General features: G+C 71.9%; 17 protein-coding genes. 8 read left to right on the top strand and 9 right to left on the bottom strand.

Features of this window, described 5'->3' with window-relative positions:
• The first annotated feature begins 117 nt into the window (after positions 1 to 117).
• Positions 118 to 1,542 (top strand): AI-2E family transporter, encoded by a 1,425-nt coding sequence (locus AC2AXK_RS13015; RefSeq protein ID WP_484345813.1) that lies wholly within the window; start codon positions 118 to 120, stop codon positions 1,540 to 1,542.
• Between the two features lie 65 nt (positions 1,543 to 1,607).
• On the top strand, positions 1,608 to 2,774 hold the full coding sequence (ilvA, locus tag AC2AXK_RS13010; RefSeq protein ID WP_484345934.1) for a threonine ammonia-lyase: 1,167 nt from the start codon (positions 1,608 to 1,610) through the stop codon (positions 2,772 to 2,774).
• A gap of 53 nt (positions 2,775 to 2,827) precedes the next feature.
• On the opposite strand, the gene greA is transcribed toward ilvA, so the two are convergent.
• From greA to AC2AXK_RS12985, 5 genes are all read right to left on the bottom strand, one after another.
• Entirely contained in the window at positions 2,828 to 3,310 is a 483-nt protein-coding gene (greA, locus tag AC2AXK_RS13005; protein WP_484345812.1) for a transcription elongation factor GreA, read from the bottom strand.
• A gap of 267 nt (positions 3,311 to 3,577) precedes the next feature.
• On the bottom strand, positions 3,578 to 3,799 hold the full coding sequence (locus AC2AXK_RS13000) for a CDGSH iron-sulfur domain-containing protein (RefSeq protein WP_484345811.1): 222 nt from the start codon (positions 3,797 to 3,799) through the stop codon (positions 3,578 to 3,580).
• On the bottom strand, positions 3,796 to 4,809 hold the full coding sequence (locus AC2AXK_RS12995; RefSeq protein ID WP_484345810.1) for a glycosyltransferase family 2 protein: 1,014 nt from the start codon (positions 4,807 to 4,809) through the stop codon (positions 3,796 to 3,798). The genes AC2AXK_RS13000 and AC2AXK_RS12995 overlap by 4 nt, the downstream gene beginning before the upstream one ends.
• The gene (locus AC2AXK_RS12990; RefSeq protein WP_484345933.1) at positions 4,793 to 5,863 is read right to left on the bottom strand and encodes an iron-containing redox enzyme family protein; all 1,071 of its coding nucleotides are present in this window, start codon (positions 5,861 to 5,863) and stop codon (positions 4,793 to 4,795) included. The genes AC2AXK_RS12995 and AC2AXK_RS12990 overlap by 17 nt, the downstream gene beginning before the upstream one ends.
• 249 nt (positions 5,864 to 6,112) lie before the next feature.
• Positions 6,113 to 6,541: a DUF4307 domain-containing protein gene (locus AC2AXK_RS12985; protein ID WP_484345809.1), complete on the bottom strand. Its 429-nt coding sequence runs from the start codon at positions 6,539 to 6,541 to the stop codon at positions 6,113 to 6,115.
• A 137-nt stretch (positions 6,542 to 6,678) separates the two neighbouring features.
• On the opposite strand from AC2AXK_RS12985, the gene mca reads away from it, so the two are divergent.
• Genes mca through AC2AXK_RS12970 form a run of 3 tightly spaced genes read left to right on the top strand, consistent with a single transcriptional unit; the run spans position 6,679 to position 8,730 of the window.
• Positions 6,679 to 7,569, top strand: coding sequence for a mycothiol conjugate amidase Mca (mca, locus tag AC2AXK_RS12980; protein WP_484345808.1), 891 nt, complete (start codon positions 6,679 to 6,681; stop codon positions 7,567 to 7,569).
• Positions 7,566 to 7,913 (top strand): hypothetical protein, encoded by a 348-nt coding sequence (locus AC2AXK_RS12975; RefSeq protein ID WP_484345807.1) that lies wholly within the window; start codon positions 7,566 to 7,568, stop codon positions 7,911 to 7,913. The genes mca and AC2AXK_RS12975 overlap by 4 nt, the downstream gene beginning before the upstream one ends.
• Positions 7,873 to 8,730 carry a carbon-nitrogen hydrolase family protein gene (locus AC2AXK_RS12970; RefSeq protein WP_484345806.1) on the top strand — a complete coding sequence of 286 codons (858 nt, stop codon included), beginning with the start codon at positions 7,873 to 7,875 and terminating at the stop codon, positions 8,728 to 8,730. The genes AC2AXK_RS12975 and AC2AXK_RS12970 overlap by 41 nt, the downstream gene beginning before the upstream one ends.
• A 32-nt stretch (positions 8,731 to 8,762) precedes the next feature.
• Here the strand turns inward: AC2AXK_RS12970 and trhA are convergent, their stop codons facing one another.
• The gene (gene trhA, locus AC2AXK_RS12965; RefSeq protein WP_484345932.1) at positions 8,763 to 9,452 is read right to left on the bottom strand and encodes a PAQR family membrane homeostasis protein TrhA; all 690 of its coding nucleotides are present in this window, start codon (positions 9,450 to 9,452) and stop codon (positions 8,763 to 8,765) included.
• A gap of 215 nt (positions 9,453 to 9,667) precedes the next feature.
• Between trhA and AC2AXK_RS12960 the strand changes: the two genes are divergently transcribed.
• The 3 genes from AC2AXK_RS12960 to hemQ all read left to right on the top strand — a co-directional run bounded on the left by AC2AXK_RS12960 (position 9,668) and on the right by hemQ (position 12,470).
• Positions 9,668 to 10,423 (top strand): isoprenyl transferase, encoded by a 756-nt coding sequence (locus tag AC2AXK_RS12960; protein ID WP_484345931.1) that lies wholly within the window; start codon positions 9,668 to 9,670, stop codon positions 10,421 to 10,423.
• Between the two features lie 81 nt (positions 10,424 to 10,504).
• The gene (locus AC2AXK_RS12955; RefSeq protein WP_484345805.1) at positions 10,505 to 11,665 is read left to right on the top strand and encodes a ferrochelatase; all 1,161 of its coding nucleotides are present in this window, start codon (positions 10,505 to 10,507) and stop codon (positions 11,663 to 11,665) included.
• A 43-nt stretch (positions 11,666 to 11,708) separates the two neighbouring features.
• Positions 11,709 to 12,470 carry a hydrogen peroxide-dependent heme synthase gene (gene hemQ, locus AC2AXK_RS12950; protein ID WP_484345804.1) on the top strand — a complete coding sequence of 254 codons (762 nt, stop codon included), beginning with the start codon at positions 11,709 to 11,711 and terminating at the stop codon, positions 12,468 to 12,470.
• A 32-nt stretch (positions 12,471 to 12,502) separates the two neighbouring features.
• Here hemQ and AC2AXK_RS12945 read toward each other — a convergent pair whose 3' ends face one another.
• From AC2AXK_RS12945 to AC2AXK_RS12935, 3 genes are read right to left on the bottom strand one after another with little or no spacing between them, the layout of a single operon-like run.
• Positions 12,503 to 13,777 (bottom strand): Glu/Leu/Phe/Val family dehydrogenase, encoded by a 1,275-nt coding sequence (locus AC2AXK_RS12945; RefSeq protein WP_484345803.1) that lies wholly within the window; start codon positions 13,775 to 13,777, stop codon positions 12,503 to 12,505.
• 53 nt (positions 13,778 to 13,830) lie between these two features.
• A complete protein-coding gene (locus AC2AXK_RS12940) occupies positions 13,831 to 14,631 on the bottom strand; it encodes an aldo/keto reductase (protein ID WP_484345802.1) in 801 nt (266 codons plus the stop codon).
• 54 nt (positions 14,632 to 14,685) lie between these two features.
• Complete coding sequence (locus AC2AXK_RS12935; protein ID WP_484345801.1) at positions 14,686 to 15,741, bottom strand: LacI family DNA-binding transcriptional regulator; 1,056 nt, start codon at positions 15,739 to 15,741, stop codon at positions 14,686 to 14,688.
• Positions 15,742 to 15,787: the final 46 nt, after the last annotated feature.

Here is a 15,787-nt window from a genome sequence, read left to right as displayed (position 1 = left end):
GCAGCGCCGCACGACACACCGGGCGGCAGCGCCGCACGACACACCGGGCGGCAGCACCGCACGACAACCTAACGGCAGCACCGCACGACAACCTGCCACGACGAGAGGGCAGCACGTATGAGCACGGAACCGGGTGCGCGCACCCCGCAGGCTGACCGCCCCGCGGCGGTCGAGGGCCACGCGGTCCGCGTGAGCAGCGAGACGTTGGGCACGGCTGCGCACGCCAAGGCGCGCCCCGTCGGGGCCGAGAGCGTCGCGCCGAGCGTGCAGACCGCCGCGGCCTGGTCGTGGCGGCTCGTCGCCATCGCGCTCGGCGTGGCGCTGCTCTTCTACGTCGTGGCGTACCTCAAGGTCATCGTCATCCCCGTCGCCGTCGCCCTCCTGCTCACGGTGCTCCTCCAGCCGCTCGCGCGGTTCCTGCGCACCCGCCTGCGGTTCTCCAACGCGCTCGCGGCTGCGACGTCCGTCCTCGCGCTCGTCGCCGCCGTCGTCGCGCTCGCGGTCGTGGCGGGACGGGAGATCGCCAGCGGTCTCAGCGAGCTGAGCGACCAGGCGGTCAAGGGGTTCGAGCAGCTGCTCGGATGGCTCTCGGACGGCCCGCTGCACATCGAGAGCGCGAGCCTCGAGGTCTACTGGGACGAGCTCGTCGCGACGGCGCAGACGAACTCCTCGACGCTGGTCTCGGGGGCACTGTCGGTGACGACGACGGTCGGGCAGGTGCTCGCCGGGACGGTCATCGCGTTGTTCTGCACGTTGTTCTTCCTCATCGACGGACGTCGGATCTGGACGTGGAGCGTGGGGCTCCTGCCGCGGCACACCCGCGAGCGCACGCACCAGGCGGGCCGTCGGGGGCTCGTCACTCTTGCGTCGTACGCGCGGACGCAGATCCTCGTGGCGTTCATCGACGCGGTGGGCATCAGCGTCGGTGCCGCGATCATCGGTGTGCCGTTGGCGCTGCCGCTCGGGGTGCTCGTGTTCATCGGCTCGTTCATCCCGTTCGTCGGGGCGATCATCACGGGGTCGATCGCGATCCTCGTGGCGCTCGTCGCGAACGGGTGGGTGGCCGCGCTCATCATGCTCGGCGTCGTCCTGCTCGTCCAGCAGATCGAGGGCAACGTCCTGCAGCCCTGGCTCATGGGGCACGCCGTCTCCCTGCACCCCGTGGCCGTCCTCCTCGTCGTCACGGGCGGGACCCTCGTGGCGGGCATCGTCGGTGCGTTGTTCGCCGTGCCCATCGTCGCCGTGCTCAACACCGTGGTGCTGTACTTCCACGGTCACGACAAGTTCCCCGAGCTCGGGTTCGAGGACCACATCACGATGCGACCCAACGCCCGGCGGGCGATCATGATCACGAGCGCCGAACGCCACATCGGGGACGACAAGGGCTGGCAGCCGCAGGACCGTACGCCGGACGAGGCCGGCCAGCCACCGCAGCTGCTCACGTCGACGGCCGAGGCTGGCCGCGCCGCCCTCGAGAAGCTCCGCGCGCGACGCAACCGTGCGCGCGAGAACGGCACGGACGAGAAGGGCACGGGCGCGTGAGTGCCACGCTCGCGGACGCGTCGGCACACGGGGTCGACCTCGCCGCGATCCGCGCTGCGGCGGCGATGCTCGACGGGGTGGCCCAGGTGACACCGGTCGAGTCGAGCCGTGCGCTCAGCGAGCTCGCCGGCACCCGGGTGCTGCTCAAGTGCGAGAACCTCCAGCGCTCGGGGTCGTTCAAGATCCGGGGTGCATACGTGCGCATGGCCCGCCTGTCGCCCGAGGAGAAGGTCCGGGGCGTCGTGGCGGCGAGCGCGGGCAACCACGCCCAGGGCGTGGCCCTCGGCGCTCATCTCCTCGGTCTGCGTTCCGTCGTGTACATGCCGACGGACGCCGCGCTGCCGAAGATCGCGGCGACCCGGGAGTACGGTGCCGAGGTCCGGCTCGTGGGGACGAGCGTCGACGACGTCCTCGCCGCGGCACGCGAGGAGTCCGCCCGGTCGGGCGCGGTGCTCATCCATCCGTTCGACCACCCCGACGTCATCGCCGGACAGGCGACCGTGGCGCTCGAGATCCTCGAGCAGGTGCCCGACGTGCGGACGGTGCTCGTGCCGGTCGGCGGGGGAGGACTCTTCGCGGGTGTCGTCGCGGCCATGGCGGCGCTGGCGCCGCACGTACGTGTCGTGGGTGTGCAGGCTGCGCGTGCCGCCGGATATCCGGCGTCCCTGGCCGGTGGTGCGCCCATGCAGACCGTGCCGTTGTCCACCATGGCCGACGGGATCGCCGTGAGCACCCCGGGGCGGCTCCCCTTCGAGATCGTGCACCGTTCCGGCGCGCAGGTGCGGACCGTGACAGAAGAAGACCTCTCGCGGGCCCTGCTGTTCGTGGCCGAGCGGGCGAAGCTCGTCGTGGAGCCGGCCGGCGTCGCCGGTGTCGCCGCCCTCATGGCGCACGGCGAGGCGTATCCGGGTCCGGTCGTCGTCGTGCTGTCGGGCGGCAACGTGGACCCGCTCGTGCTCCTGCGGCTGCTGCGGCACGGGCTCGCGTCAGCGGGCCGGTACCTGCAGGTCCGGGTGCGCCTCATCGACCGGCCCGGTGCCCTCGCCGGGCTGCTGCAGGATCTCGCGCGATCGGGCGGCAACGTCATGCACGTGGATCACGTGCGGACGGGGGTCGACCTCGCGATCGACGAGGTCGAGGTGACGATGCAGGTCGAGACGAAGGGGCCCGATCACTGCGCCGCGCTGCTCGACCATCTGCGGAGCCAGGGGTACAACCTCGCGGAGCACTGAGCACTCGTCGAGGCCCGGGCGCCGCGGCGCGGCGGGAACCGCGCCGCGGGCCGTCAGCCCGTGTAGGGCGTGGCTGCCGTGACCTCGACGGAGATCTCGACGCCGGAGGGTGCGGTGTAGCTGGCCTTCTCGCCGACGCGCTTGCCGTTGATGGCTGCACCCAGCGGGGAGCGCTCGGAGTACACGTCGATGTCCGCCGTCTCCGCGATCTCTCGCGAGCCGAGCAGGAACACCATCTCGTCACCGCCCACGAGCGCGGTGACGACCATGCCAGGCTCGACCACCCCGTCGTCGGACGGCGAGCCGATCCGCACGTTGCGCAGCTTCTCGGTGAGCTCGCGGATGCGGGCCTCGTTCTTGGCCTGCTCCTCGCGAGCTGCGTGGTATCCGCCGTTCTCCTTGAGGTCGCCCTCGTCACGTGCCGCGGCGATGCGGTCCGTGATGTCGGCGCGTCCGGGTCCGCTGAGGTGTGCGAGCTCGGCCTGGAGTCGGTCGTGAGCCTCCTGGGTCAGCCAGGTGACGTTCGTCTCGGTCACAGGTCGCTCCTTCCTTGCCTGACGGGCGCACCGTGCGCGCGTCGTGGGTGTCACGTGCTGTCCGTCCCCGGTCCGGTCTCGTCCGAACGCCACCGAGCCCGTCCTGCACGAGCTCGTCGGTGGGTCCGACGGCTCGTGCCGGGACGGGCTCGACAGTTCTCGACCGGTCCGGGTCTGACAGAGATGGTCAGCAGGCCGGCGTCGCCGACCGCTGAATAGGCCAGTATATCAAGGGAGGAGCCACGGGCGGAGCCGCGTCCGTCCCGCTCAACCCTGTGTCGTGAATCCGTTGACCTTGTGCGTGCCGTCGCAGAACGGCTTGATCGCTGATGCACCGCAGCGGCACAACGCCATCGTCGACCTGCGTCCGGGGACGGGCAGCCCGTCGGCGTCCACGAGCGTCACGGCGCCCCGGACAAGAAGTGGGCCGTCTGGGCAGAGGGTGATCTCCACGTCGTCCTCGCCGACGATCGTCGTCCGGTCGTTCATCGGTTCCCCGTTCTTCGTGGTGAGTCCTCATCATGGTGTGCGTCGCAGGGATCCGCGCGACGGCGACGCAGCTCCCGCATGCCGTGGGCGGCGACCGCCAGGCGGGACCCCGCGTACGGGACGCCACCGCGCAGGCGGTAGCCGAGCGCGAGCCACGCGCACACCGCCCGTTCGGTGAGCCACAACGGCGCGAGCGCCGACGAGGACGCGGGAAAGACGGTCCTGCCCCCGGCGCGACGTCGGCCGGTCTCGGCGAGGACGACGGCTGCCCCGAGTCCTGCGGCGAGCCAGCCCGGCCGCCGGGTGCCGACGGCGAGGAGCGGCAGCAGCGCGAGCTCGGCCGCGAGCCGGGTCGGTTGGGCGAGGCTGTCGTAGGCCTGCCGGACCCGCTGCTCCCAGAAGTGTCGGGCACGAGGGGGTCGCCGCGCGACATAGACGCCGTACGCTCGCACCTCCCGCCCGCCGCCCGCACGCACGGTACGGATGAGCTCGAGGTTCTCGAAGAGGACGTCGGCGGCGTAGCCGTGGGCGGGCAGCGCCGTGCGTCGTACGGCGAGCGTGCCGGGGTAGTCGGCGCCGAGCGCCCGGTTGACGAGCGTGCGTGAGGTGTCCCACCGGGCGTGCCAGGGGAGCGTGTCGAAGAAGTTCTGCGGTCGGACGAGCTCGGCCGCGTCGAGCAGCCCGACGACCCGCTCGAGGGACTCGCGCGTGTAGCGGACGTCGTCGTCCGCGACGACAAGGCGGTCCGTGGTCGCCAGACGCATGCCCGTGACGACTCCGCGGACCTTCCCGTTCGTCCCAGGCAGGCGCGGGTCGACGCGCACGTGCTGGACGACGTCCCGCCACAGCTCGTCATGCCGTGCGAAGACGTCCGGCGCGGAACCGTCGACGACGATGACGTCGATCCACCTGCTCAGGCGGCGGAGGTATGCCGTGAGCTCCCAGGCCGGCTCCGGGCGGGACCAGCGCAGGGGCAGGATGTACGTCGCTCCGTCAGGAGGCTGTCGCACTCGTCCGTCCTGCCGCGTCGTGGGGCCGGAGCGCCGACTCTCCCCGGTTCCACGCAGCCATGAGGTGCCCGCCGGCCCATCCGTCGACCGCGAGGCACGCGGCGGCCCCGAAGAGGATGTCGTCGAGGAGCGACGGGTCCTGCTCCGCGAGCCGCCCGGCGAGGTCGCGTCCGGCGATCTGCTCGTGGACGGCGTCCGCCTCGACGTGCTCGTCGAAGTACTCGGTCGCGCTCGCGTCGAACCCGTTGCGCCGGAACCCGTTGCCGTAGAGCCGGTTGGGGATCGACGACGTCATCTCGAAGGCGGCGAGGTGCCCCACGGCAGCGCCGCGCAGGCGACGGTGCAGACCGAACAGCGACATGACGTTGAGGGAGGCCAACGAGGGCGCAGGGACCTCGTCGACGTACGCCCCGTAGGAGTCGTCGAGACCGAGCGCGCGCATCGTCGTCGCGAACAGTGCGGCGTGCATGCGCTCGGGTCGGCCCGCGCCGTACTCGTCCGACTGGATCTCGACGAGGGCAGCCTTCGGCGCACCGCCGAGGCGCGGGATGGCCCAGGTGTGCGGGTCGGCCTCTTTCAGCTGGTAGAGCGACCGGCTCGTGATGAGCTCCCGGAGCTGGTCCACGGTGGCACTGCGTGCGACGAACCGCGAGAGGCTCGGGCCGCTCTCCTGCCCGGCGAGGTCGAACAGCGCGGCGGCGACGGCGGCACGCACGGGCCGTGGCGCCGGTGGGACGACGACGTGGGCGCGTACCGCGGCCTCCAGCTCGGCTTCGAGCGTGCTGCGCACGGCGAGCAGTCCCGGGTGCCACTCCCACCGGTCGTCCACCCCCGCGATGCCGCGGTAGTGCAGCTCGTACAGGCAGGTCAGCGTGAGCTGCGCGTCCTCGTCGAGGACGATCGCCGGTGGGCCGCCCGCTGGTGCCGGCACGGGGACGCGAGCCGCGACCGCGCGCTCGACCTCTCGGGCGGAGGTCGCGTCGTCGAACGCATCCCCCACGAGGAGCGTGAGGAGGGCCGTGCTCACCGGCCCGCGCGGGGTCGGCAACGGCATGGTCCCGTGCCGGTCGTCAGCGGGGCTGGACTCCGGACGGCCGTGCGGGGCCGGGCGGTGCACGAGGTCGAGGGGAGCCGGCATGAGGTCTCCGTGGGGATCAGGGCTCGGCTGGGCGGACCAGCCGCGCGGTGTGCGCTGGCGCGCCCACCGTGGCGGTACGGGACCGGTGTCCCGGGCTCGCTCTGCCGCGGCTGCGCGGATGTCACGCTAACCCAGCGGTCGCCGCACGGCGCGTCGAACGCCGGGTCAGTCCTGCAGGCGGCAGGAGTCGACGACGGCGGTCACGGCCTCCTCCGAGGTGGCGATCTCCGTCCGGATCCGCTGCTCGGTGACGTCCGCCGGGCCCACCGTGACGTCCTTGGTGCCGACCTGCGCGTAGTTCGTGCTCAGCGCCTCGAGCGTGCACACGACCGTCGCATCCTTGGGCTTCGCGACGTCGAAGGTCATGACGACGCTCTCCGGTCCGAGGACCTCGAAGCCGACCTCCTTCCCGCGGACGTCCTTCGACGTCGATCCGAAGGCGAACCACGCAGCGACGACGACGGCTGCCGCGAGGAGGAGGACCGCGCCGACGACCGCGACCGGGCGCCGGACGGGCGGCCGCTGCGGGCCGTAGCGGCCGGGCGGCAGGGGCGGGGGTGTGCGCGGCTGGGCCTGCGGCTCAGGATCGTGCATGTGGGCGCCTCCGGACGATCTGCTCAGCGTAGGACGTGGCGCGGCGCCACGTAGGGGATCATGGGTCTCAGACCATTATCGTCGTGTCCGTGACGCAGCTGTGACAGCGTCACGGGCCGTGACCCGAGGAGAACCAGGTGACCACGTCGCCCCTGCGGCTCTTGGCCGTGCACGCACATCCGGACGACGAGTCGAGCAAGGGAGCGGCCACGACGGCGCGCTACGCGGCGCAGGGCGTCGAGGTCCTCGTGGTGAGCTGCACCGGCGGAGAGGCCGGGAGCATCCTCAACCCCGCGTACGGCCGCGAGGTCACAGACCCGGCAGAGATGCACGAGATCCGGACGGCGGAGATGGCCGCGGCGGTCCGCGCCCTGGGGGTCCAGCACCGATGGCTCGGCTTCGTCGACTCGGGTCTGCCCGAGGGTGACCCGCTTCCCCCGCTGCCCCCCGGATGCTTCGCGCTCGAGGCGCTCGAGGACGCGGCGGCCCCCCTCGTCGAGATCGTCCGCGACTTCCGGCCGCACGTCATGACGACGTACGACCCGAGCGGTGGGTACCCGCACCCCGACCACATCATGTGCCACCGGATCTCTGTCGAGGCGTTCGCCGCGGCGGGCGACCCTGAGCGGTACCGGGGCCGGGGGGAGGCATGGACCCCGTCGAAGCTCTACTACAACCACGACTTCTCCATGGCGCGCATCCGCACGATGCACGAGGCGATGATCGACGCCGGCCTCGTCTCACCGTTCGGCGACTGGGTGGAGTCGCGAGCCGCGAGGGAGATCCCCGAGCGCCAGGTCACCACCCGGATCGAGTGTGCCGAGTACTTCCCGGCCCGCGACGCTGCGCTGCGCGCGCACGCCACACAGATCGACCCCGACGGCTTCTTCTTCGCGATCCCCCGTGAGCTGGAGATCGACGTGTGGCCGTACGAGGAGTACGAGCTCGCGGAGTCCCGCGTGACGACGACCCTCCCGGAGGACGACCTGTTCGCAGGCGTCACGACGCACGAGGAGACAACCCGATGAATGAGCCCACCACCGCCACGTCCCCGGCACCCCTGCGGGTCGGCGAGCTCGTGCTCGCCGACGACCCGACGGGGGACCCGACCCCGCAGGAGTCGACGACGCAGGACCCGATGCGCGATGACCTCCAGCCCACGGACGTCTCACCCGGCCTCGAGGGCTTCCTCGCGATCTTCGCGGTCGTCGTCGTGACGATCTTCCTCATCCTGTCGATGACGAGGAAGCTGCGCCGGGTGGCGCACCGTACCGGCACGGAGACCCGCGTGGACGGGCAGTTCTCCGACCGTGCCCCCAGCACGGCGGACGGTGACCCCGAGACGGGCACCGGGGACGACGGCCGGGCCTGAGGTGCGCGTCACGATCGCTCAGATCGAGGTCAGCCCTGACCGCGCCGCGAACCTCCTCGTCGCGCGCCAGGCGGTGACCGAGGCGCTCCGCCTGGGCAGCGACCTGCTCGTGCTGCCCGAGTACGCGAGCGCGTACGAGGCGGCCGGATCCGGGGCCGCGCAGGCGGAGGCGCTCGACGGACCGTTTGTCCGGGCGCTGCGCGGGGCGACGGCGGGCACGGGCCTGACGGTGCTCGCCGGCACCGTGCTGCCAGGGGACGCCCCGGGGACGGCGAGCAACGTCGTCGTGGCCGTCGCTGCCGGGGAGCTCGTCGGGACCTACCGCAAGGTCCACCTCTACGACGCGTTCGGTCACCGTGAGTCGGAGCGGCTCGAGGCGGGGGACCCGGCGGCACCGCCGCTCGTCGTCGACGTCGCCGGAACCCGCGTCGGGGTGCTCACGTGCTACGACCTCCGGTTCCCGGAGTCAGCGCGCCGGCTGGTCGACGCCGGGGCGGAGATCCTCGTCGTCCCCGCGGCGTGGGCGGCAGGGCCGGGCAAGGTGGACCAGTGGCGGGTGCTCGCGCAGGCCCGGGCCATCGAGAACACCTGCGCTGTCGTCGGCGTCGGGCAGTCGGGCCGGGGTGTGTGCGGGCACTCGGTGCTCGTGGGGCCGGACGGTCGCGTCGAGATGGAGCTCGGGGACCGTGCCGAGCTGCGCACCGCCGACGTCGACCCGGCGGGCATCCGCGCGGAGCGGGAACGCAACCCGTCGCTCGCCAACCGCCGGTATCGCGTCGTCCCCGCGGAGGTCGGCGGTCCTGCAGCGTCCGGCTGACCGGCTGCTCGCCCGGGTGGCCGTCGCAGGTGTCAGCGGGCGGCGAGCGTCGCCACGAGGATCGCCGCGTAGTGGCACCAGAACCCGACGACCGTGAGCACGTGGAAGATCTCGTGGAACCCGAACCACCGCGGGCGCGGGTCCGGGCGCCGGGTCGCGTACACGATCGCTCCCAGCGTGTACGCGAGCCCGCCGACAGCGACGAGCCACACGATGAGCGGCCCGTCGGGAGCCTGCCAGAACTGTGGCATGTAGCCGACGGCGACCCACCCGAGCGCGAGGTAGATGGGGACGTACACCCAGCGCGGGGCGTCGAGCCAGACGACACGGGCGACGAGCCCGACGACGGCGCCCGTCCACACGATGACGAGCAGCACGGTCGCCGTGGACGGCTTGAGCAGGAGGACCGCCAGCGGCGTGTACGTCCCGGCGATGATGAGGAAGATGTTGGAGTGGTCCGCGCGGCGCAGGCGGGCGGCCGTCCGCGGCGACCAGTTGCCGATGTGGTAGACGGCGCTGGTGCCGAACAGCAGGACCGCGCTCAGGCCGAACACGACGGTGGACACCCGACCTGCGACGGGGGGCGCGAGGACGACGAGCACGATGCACGCGGCGAGGGCGAACGGTGCCGTGCCGGCGTGGATCCAGCCCCGTAGCCTCGGCTTGACCGCCTCGGCGACCGCAGACGCGGCATCGGCGACGTGATCGGCGGCGTCCGCCAGGTGGTCGGCGGGCCCGGTCGGTCCAGGTTCTCCTCGGGCCACAGTGCTTCTCCTCGGTCGGTGGTGGGTCGCCTCGAGCGTAACTTACGCCTCCGTAGGTTATGCCTACGTCGGAGGAGTGCTCGACATCGAGCGGTGGACACGCCTGCTCGGGCGCGTGGTGAGCGGTAGCGTGTGAACTCTCACCGATCACCTCGAAAGGCACTCCCGTGCGCATGCCTGACCTGCTCTACGGGCTCTATGCACAGCGCCTCGCCGACTCGCTGCCCCGCGACGCCACGCCGCGGCACGTCGGCGTGATCCTCGACGGCAACAGGCGCTGGGCGCGGTCCTCCGGCGCGCCCGCGGCGACGGGCCACCGCCGCGGTGCGGACAAGATCGAGGAGTTCCTCGCCTGGAGCGAAGAGCTCGGCATCGAGGTCGTCACGCTCTGGATGCTCTCCACCGACAACCTGTCCAGGAGCGCGGAGGAGCTGGCCGACCTCCTGGGCATCATCGAGGAGTCCGTCACGGCTCTCGCCGAGGCGCGGCGCTGGCGGCTGCGGGTCGTCGGGCGGCTCGACCTCCTGCCCGACGACGTCGCCGCGACGCTCCGGCGTGCCCAGTCCCAGACCGCGTCCGTCGAGGGGATGCACGTCAACGTGGCCGTGGGCTACGGCGGGCGCCACGAGATCGCCGACGCGGTCCGTGACCTCCTGCGCGAGCGTGCCGCGGCGGGGGAGACGATCGAGGAGATCGCCGCGAACATCGACGTCGAGCACATCGCCGAGCACCTCTACACCAAGGGGCAACCGGACCCCGAGCTCGTCATCCGCACGTCGGGCGAGCAGCGCCTCGGCGGCTTCCTCCTGTGGCAGAGCGCCCACTCGGAGTTCTACTTCTGCGAGGCGTACTGGCCGGACTTCCGCAGGGTGGACTACCTGCGTGCACTGCGCTCCTACGCAGCCCGCGAGCGACGCCTCGGTCGGTGACCGCCGACCGGGGTGGAACGTCACATCTCACGACCCCACGTACCCAGGAACCTCTGCGCCGAGGGTGGGATGATGGTGGGCATGCTCACCAGCGCCACGACCGGGTCAGCCGGCACGCCTGCCACGCCGTACGACGCTCTGCTTCTCTACTCCTTCGGGGGGCCGAACCGGCCGGAGGACGTCGTGCCGTTCCTCCGCAACGTCACGGCCGGGAAGGGCATCCCTGACGAGCGGCTCGAAGCGGTGGGCGAGCACTACTACGGCTTCGGCGGGAAGAGCCCCATCAACGAGCAGAACCTCGCGCTCAAGGCGGCGCTGGAGGCCGAGCTCGCCGCCCGCGGCATCGACCTGCCCGTCGTGTGGGGCAACCGCAACTGGGAGCCGTACACCCGGGACGCGCTCGACGAGCTCAAGGCGCGGGGGGCCGAGCGGGCCGTCGTGCTCGTCACGAGCGCGTACTCGTCCTATTCGGGCTGCCGTCAGTACCGCGAGGACCTCGCGGTCACCCTCGACGCGGCCGGGGAGCTCGGCCCGCAGGGGTCGACGAGCGTCCAGTTCGACAAGATCCGGTCGTACTTCAACCACCCCGGGTTCGCGCAGGCCAACATCGACGCGGTCGTGGAGGGGTACCGGGCGCTCGCAGCCCGCCCCGACGGCGACCCGGCGCAGGCGCGGCTCGTGTTCGTCACGCACTCCATCCCCGACACGATGGAGGCCGCGTCCGCCGTCTCGGGTGCCACGTACTCCGCGCAGCACCTGGACCTCGCGGCCGTCGTCGCCGCGGGCGTCGCGACCGAGCTCGGCCACGAGGTCCCGTGGTCCCTCGCCTACTGCTCGCGATCCGGCCCCCCGAGCCAGCCGTGGCTTGAGCCCGACGTCAACGACCACCTCGGTGAGCTCGCCGAGGCGGGGGTGCGGTCCGTCGTGCTCTCACCGATCGGGTTCGTCTCCGACCACATGGAGGTCGCGTACGACCTCGACACCGAGGCGCTCGCCACCGCCCGGGACCTCGGCATGGCGGCGGTGCGGGCCGGGACGGTGAGCACCCGGGCCCCGTTCATCGCCGGCCTCGTCGACCTCGTGCTCGAGCGCGCCGCCCTCGCGCGGGGCGAGGACGTCACCGAGGCCACCGTAGGGACGCTCCCCGCGTTCCGGTCGGTGTGCCGAGCGGGTTGCTGCCGGCGCCGTGACGGTGAGGACAGCGGCATCCCGGCGCTGTGCAGCGTCGACCTCATGAGTTGATCCACCGACGCGTCCACCCCCATCTGCAGAGAGCTGACCTCACATGACCGACAGTGCCCACGTCCACCACCGCCCCGACACGGGTGACGTCATCGAGACCTCCGACATCAACGCGACGGTGCGGTACGTCATGTGGTCGGTCTTCTCGACCGTGCAGACGCTGCCCGCCGACGACGCGGCGCGCAGGACGCTCGTCGACGACGCGCTCGCCGCGGTGGGCGGTGCCAGCGCAGGCACCGACACCGAGCTCACGGTCCGTGGGTGGTACGACGTCGGTGGCCTGCGTTCCGACGCGGACCTCATGGTGTGGTGGCACGGACCGAGCATCGAGTCGGTGCAGGGCGCCTACCAGCGCCTTCGCGCGTCCGAGCTCGGTCGACACCTCGAGCCCGTGTGGTCCGTCGCTGCGTTGCACAGGCCCGCCGAGTTCAACCGGGGGCACATCCCGGCGTTCATGGCCGACGAAGCCCCCGAGGCGTACATCTGCGTGTACCCGTTCGTCCGCTCCTACGACTGGTACCTGCTGCCCCCCGCCGAGCGGTCGACGATGCTCCGCGACCACGGGATGGCTGCGGCGGGGTACGCGGACGTGCGTGCGAACACCGTCTCAGCGTTCGCGCTGGGAGACTACGAGTGGATCCTCGCGTTCGAGGCGTCACGGCTCGAACGGATCGTCGACCTCATGCGGGACCTGCGCGCGACCGAGGCCCGTCGGCACGTCCGGGAAGAGGTGCCCTTCTTCACCGGTCCGCGCACCGACCTGCACGCGTGGGCCGACCGCCAGCCGCTGGCAGACGAGGACTGACGAGGACTGACGAGCGCCGCTCGGATCCGCGGTCAGGGATACAGGCCGCGGATCTGGTGGGCCTCCGCGACGCGCCGCACGCCGATGGCCAGCGCGGCGTCGCGCAGGGTGAGGCCCTGGTCGCGGGCGAGCTGCGCGACGTCCGCGTACGCGGACCGCATGCGGCGTGCGAGCTTCTCCTCGATCTCGGTGACCGTCCACCAGTAGGCCTGGTTCGCCTGGACCCATTCGAAGTACGACACGATGACGCCGCCGGCGTTCGCGAGGATGTCCGGGACGACCACCACCCCACGTGACGCGAGGATCGCGTCGGCCTCGGCCGTCGTCGGTCCGTTGGCGCCCTCGACGACGATCCGGGCGCGCACGTCGGGCGCTGTGCGGGCATCGAGGACCCCGTCGACCGCCGCGGGAACGAGGACGTCGACGTCGAGCGCGAGGAGCGTGCGGTTGTCGATCGGATCGGCGGCGTCGAAGCCGACGACGGACCCCGTCGCGGCGACGTGCTGGAGCAGACGCTGGACGTCGAGGCCGGCGGGGTCGGTGACGCCGCCGTACTCGTCGCTCACGGCCACGACGCGGGCGCCCTCCTCGACGAAGATCGCGGCCGCGTGCGAGCCCACCTTCCCGAAGCCCTGGATGGCGATCGTCGCACCGCGCACGGCGCCCCCCGCCGCCGAGAGTGCCGCAGCCGTCACATGGACCACGCCGCGGGAGGTGGCCGTCGTGCGCCCCAGGGACCCGCCGACCGCGAGCGGCTTGCCCGTGACGACGCCGGGGATCGTGTACCCCTGGCTGACCGAGTACGTGTCCATGACCCACGCCATGGTCTGCTCGTTCGTCCCCATGTCCGGGGCCATGACGTCGCGCTCGGGGCCGATCACCGGGATGATCTCGCTCGTGTAGCGGCGGGTCACCCGTTCGAGCTCGGACTGGCTGTACGCGTGCGGATCGATCCCGACGCCGCCCTTCGCACCACCGTAGGGAAGTTCGACGATCGCGCACTTCCACGTCATGAGCATGGCGAGTGCGCGGACGTCGTCGATGTGCACGTCACGGTGGTACCGCAGTCCGCCCTTCCCGGGGCCCCGGGAGACGTTGTGCTGCACCCGGTACCCCTGGAAGAGCTCCGTGCGACCGTCGTCGCGACGCAGGGGTACCGCGACGGCGATCTCCCGACGAGGGGTGGCGAGCATCTCGTGCAGCCCCTCGTCGTACCCGAGGATCTCGATCGCGCCCGCAAGCTGGCCGAGAGCGTTCGCCCACGGGCTCACGTGCGGGGGCGTCGTCGCGCGGACGCGGCTCGTCATCGTCGTCTCTCCTCGTGGTGCTGCACGGAGCTCGTCGGCCGGGGCGCCGACCGCTAGGGCTCCTCGACCTCGCCGGCGCCGCCCAGCGCGTCGATCCGGGCGATCTCGTCGGCGCCGAGCGTGAGATCGAGCGCCCGGAAGTTGGACTCGATGCGCGCGGGGGTCACCGACTTCGGGATGACGACGAACCCGTGGTCGATGTGCCAGCGCAGGACGACGTGGGTGGGATCGACCCCGTGGGCGTGCGCGATCTCGGCGAGCACGGGGTCGTCCAGATCGGTCCGCTTGAACGGGCTGTATCCCTCGAGGACCACGTTGCGTGCCCCGAGGGTCGCGGCGAGCGTCGCGTCGTAGTCGTTCGGGCCCCAGGGGATCTGGTTGACCGCGGGGGCTTCCCCCGTGGCGTCGACGAGCTCGTCGATCTGCGCGGTGGAGTAGTTGCTCACGCCGATGGACGAGGCGAGTCCCTCGTCCCGGAGCAGGCGCAGCTGCTCCCAGACCTGGGGGCTGGCCTGCTTGTTCGGCGGCCAGTGGATGAGCCAGAGGTCGACATGGTCCAGCCCGAGCTTCGTGAGGGAGCGCTCGAGGGTCTCCCGCTCCTTGCCAGCGTGGTCCGGCGGCAGCTTCGTGGTCACGAAGATCTCGTCGCGGGGGACGCCGGACTCGGCGATCGCCCGGCCGACCTGGTCCTCGTTGCCGTAGGCGGTGGCCGTGTCGATGTGCCGATATCCGGTGCGCAGGGCGTGCAGGACGGACGTGAAGGCGTCGTCGCCCTCCGACTGCCACGTGCCGAAGCCGAGGAGCGGGATGGCCCCTCCGGGCAGGGGGGCTGTGGGAATGTCTGCTGAGGTCATCGCCCCAGTCTGCCCTCGACCGGCCGTGGCTGCAGGTCGTGCCGCGTCCGGTCCTCAGCTGGAGGCGCGCCGACGGAGCTCCGGGCGCAGGACGAGGTGCCCGTCCGCGTGGACGGACGGTCGCGCCCGATCCAGGAGGTCCTCGTCCCTGTCGTCCAGGCGGTAGCCGAGCATCGTGAGAAGCTCTTCTGCCGCGTACTGCGCCATGCGGACGGCCGGGTTCGTGATGGTCGTCAGGGGCGGGACGGTGCCCTCGCTCACGCCGAGGTCGTCGTATCCCACGACGGCGACGTCGCCCGGCACAGAGCGTCCGTGCTTCGCGAGGACGCGGAGCGCACCGAGCGCCATGAGGTCCGACGCGACGAACACGGCGTCGATCGCCGGGTCCTCGCGGAGGATCGCCTCCATCGCGTGCACACCCGCGGCCGTCGTGAAGTCTCCTCGCGCGAGAGGGCCTTCCTCCAGGCCTGCGCGCTCCAGTGCCTCACGCCATCCCGAGAGGCGGTCCTCACCCGCTGTCATGTCGCTCGGCCCGGCGATGTGGGCGATCCGACGACGTCCGGTCTCGATGAGGTGCTCTGTCGCGAGGCGACCGCCGGCGTGGTTGTCGACCCCGACGAACCGGACACCTGGGGGGAGCGTGAAGGGGCGCCCCACGAACATGGCGGGCAGCCGGGACGCCTCGATCGCCGACTCCAGCTCGTCCTCGCGGTGGTGCGAGACGACGATCGCTCCGTCCACGTGACCGTTGCGCAGGTACTGCGCGATGCGGCCCGTACGTTCGCCGGGCTGGGCGAGGAGCAGCACGAGCTGCAGGTCCGTGGCCCGCAGGGCCGAGTTGATCCCACGGAGGGTCGCCGCGAAGAACGGATCGTTGAGGACGCGCTCGTCGGGTTCCGGGACCACGAGTGCGATCGAGTCGGTGCGGCGGGTGACGAGGGACCGCGCCGCCCGGTTCGGGACGTACCCGAGCCGGGCGATCGCGTCGTCCACCGCGGCCTGTGCCTCCGGGGAGACCCGTGAGCCGCCGTTGATGGCGCGTGAGGCGGTCGAGCGTGAGACGCCCGCCGCTTGCGCGACCTCCTCCAACGTCGGAGCGTGCATGCTCATGGTTCTCCTCCGGGCGACACCGGTGTCCCCCCTCGATGTGCGTTGC

This window comes from Sanguibacter sp. Z6_81, from assembly GCF_057180625.1.
The sequence above is the reverse complement of the archived record's forward strand: the minus strand, read 5'-3'. Positions and strand labels throughout refer to the sequence as shown.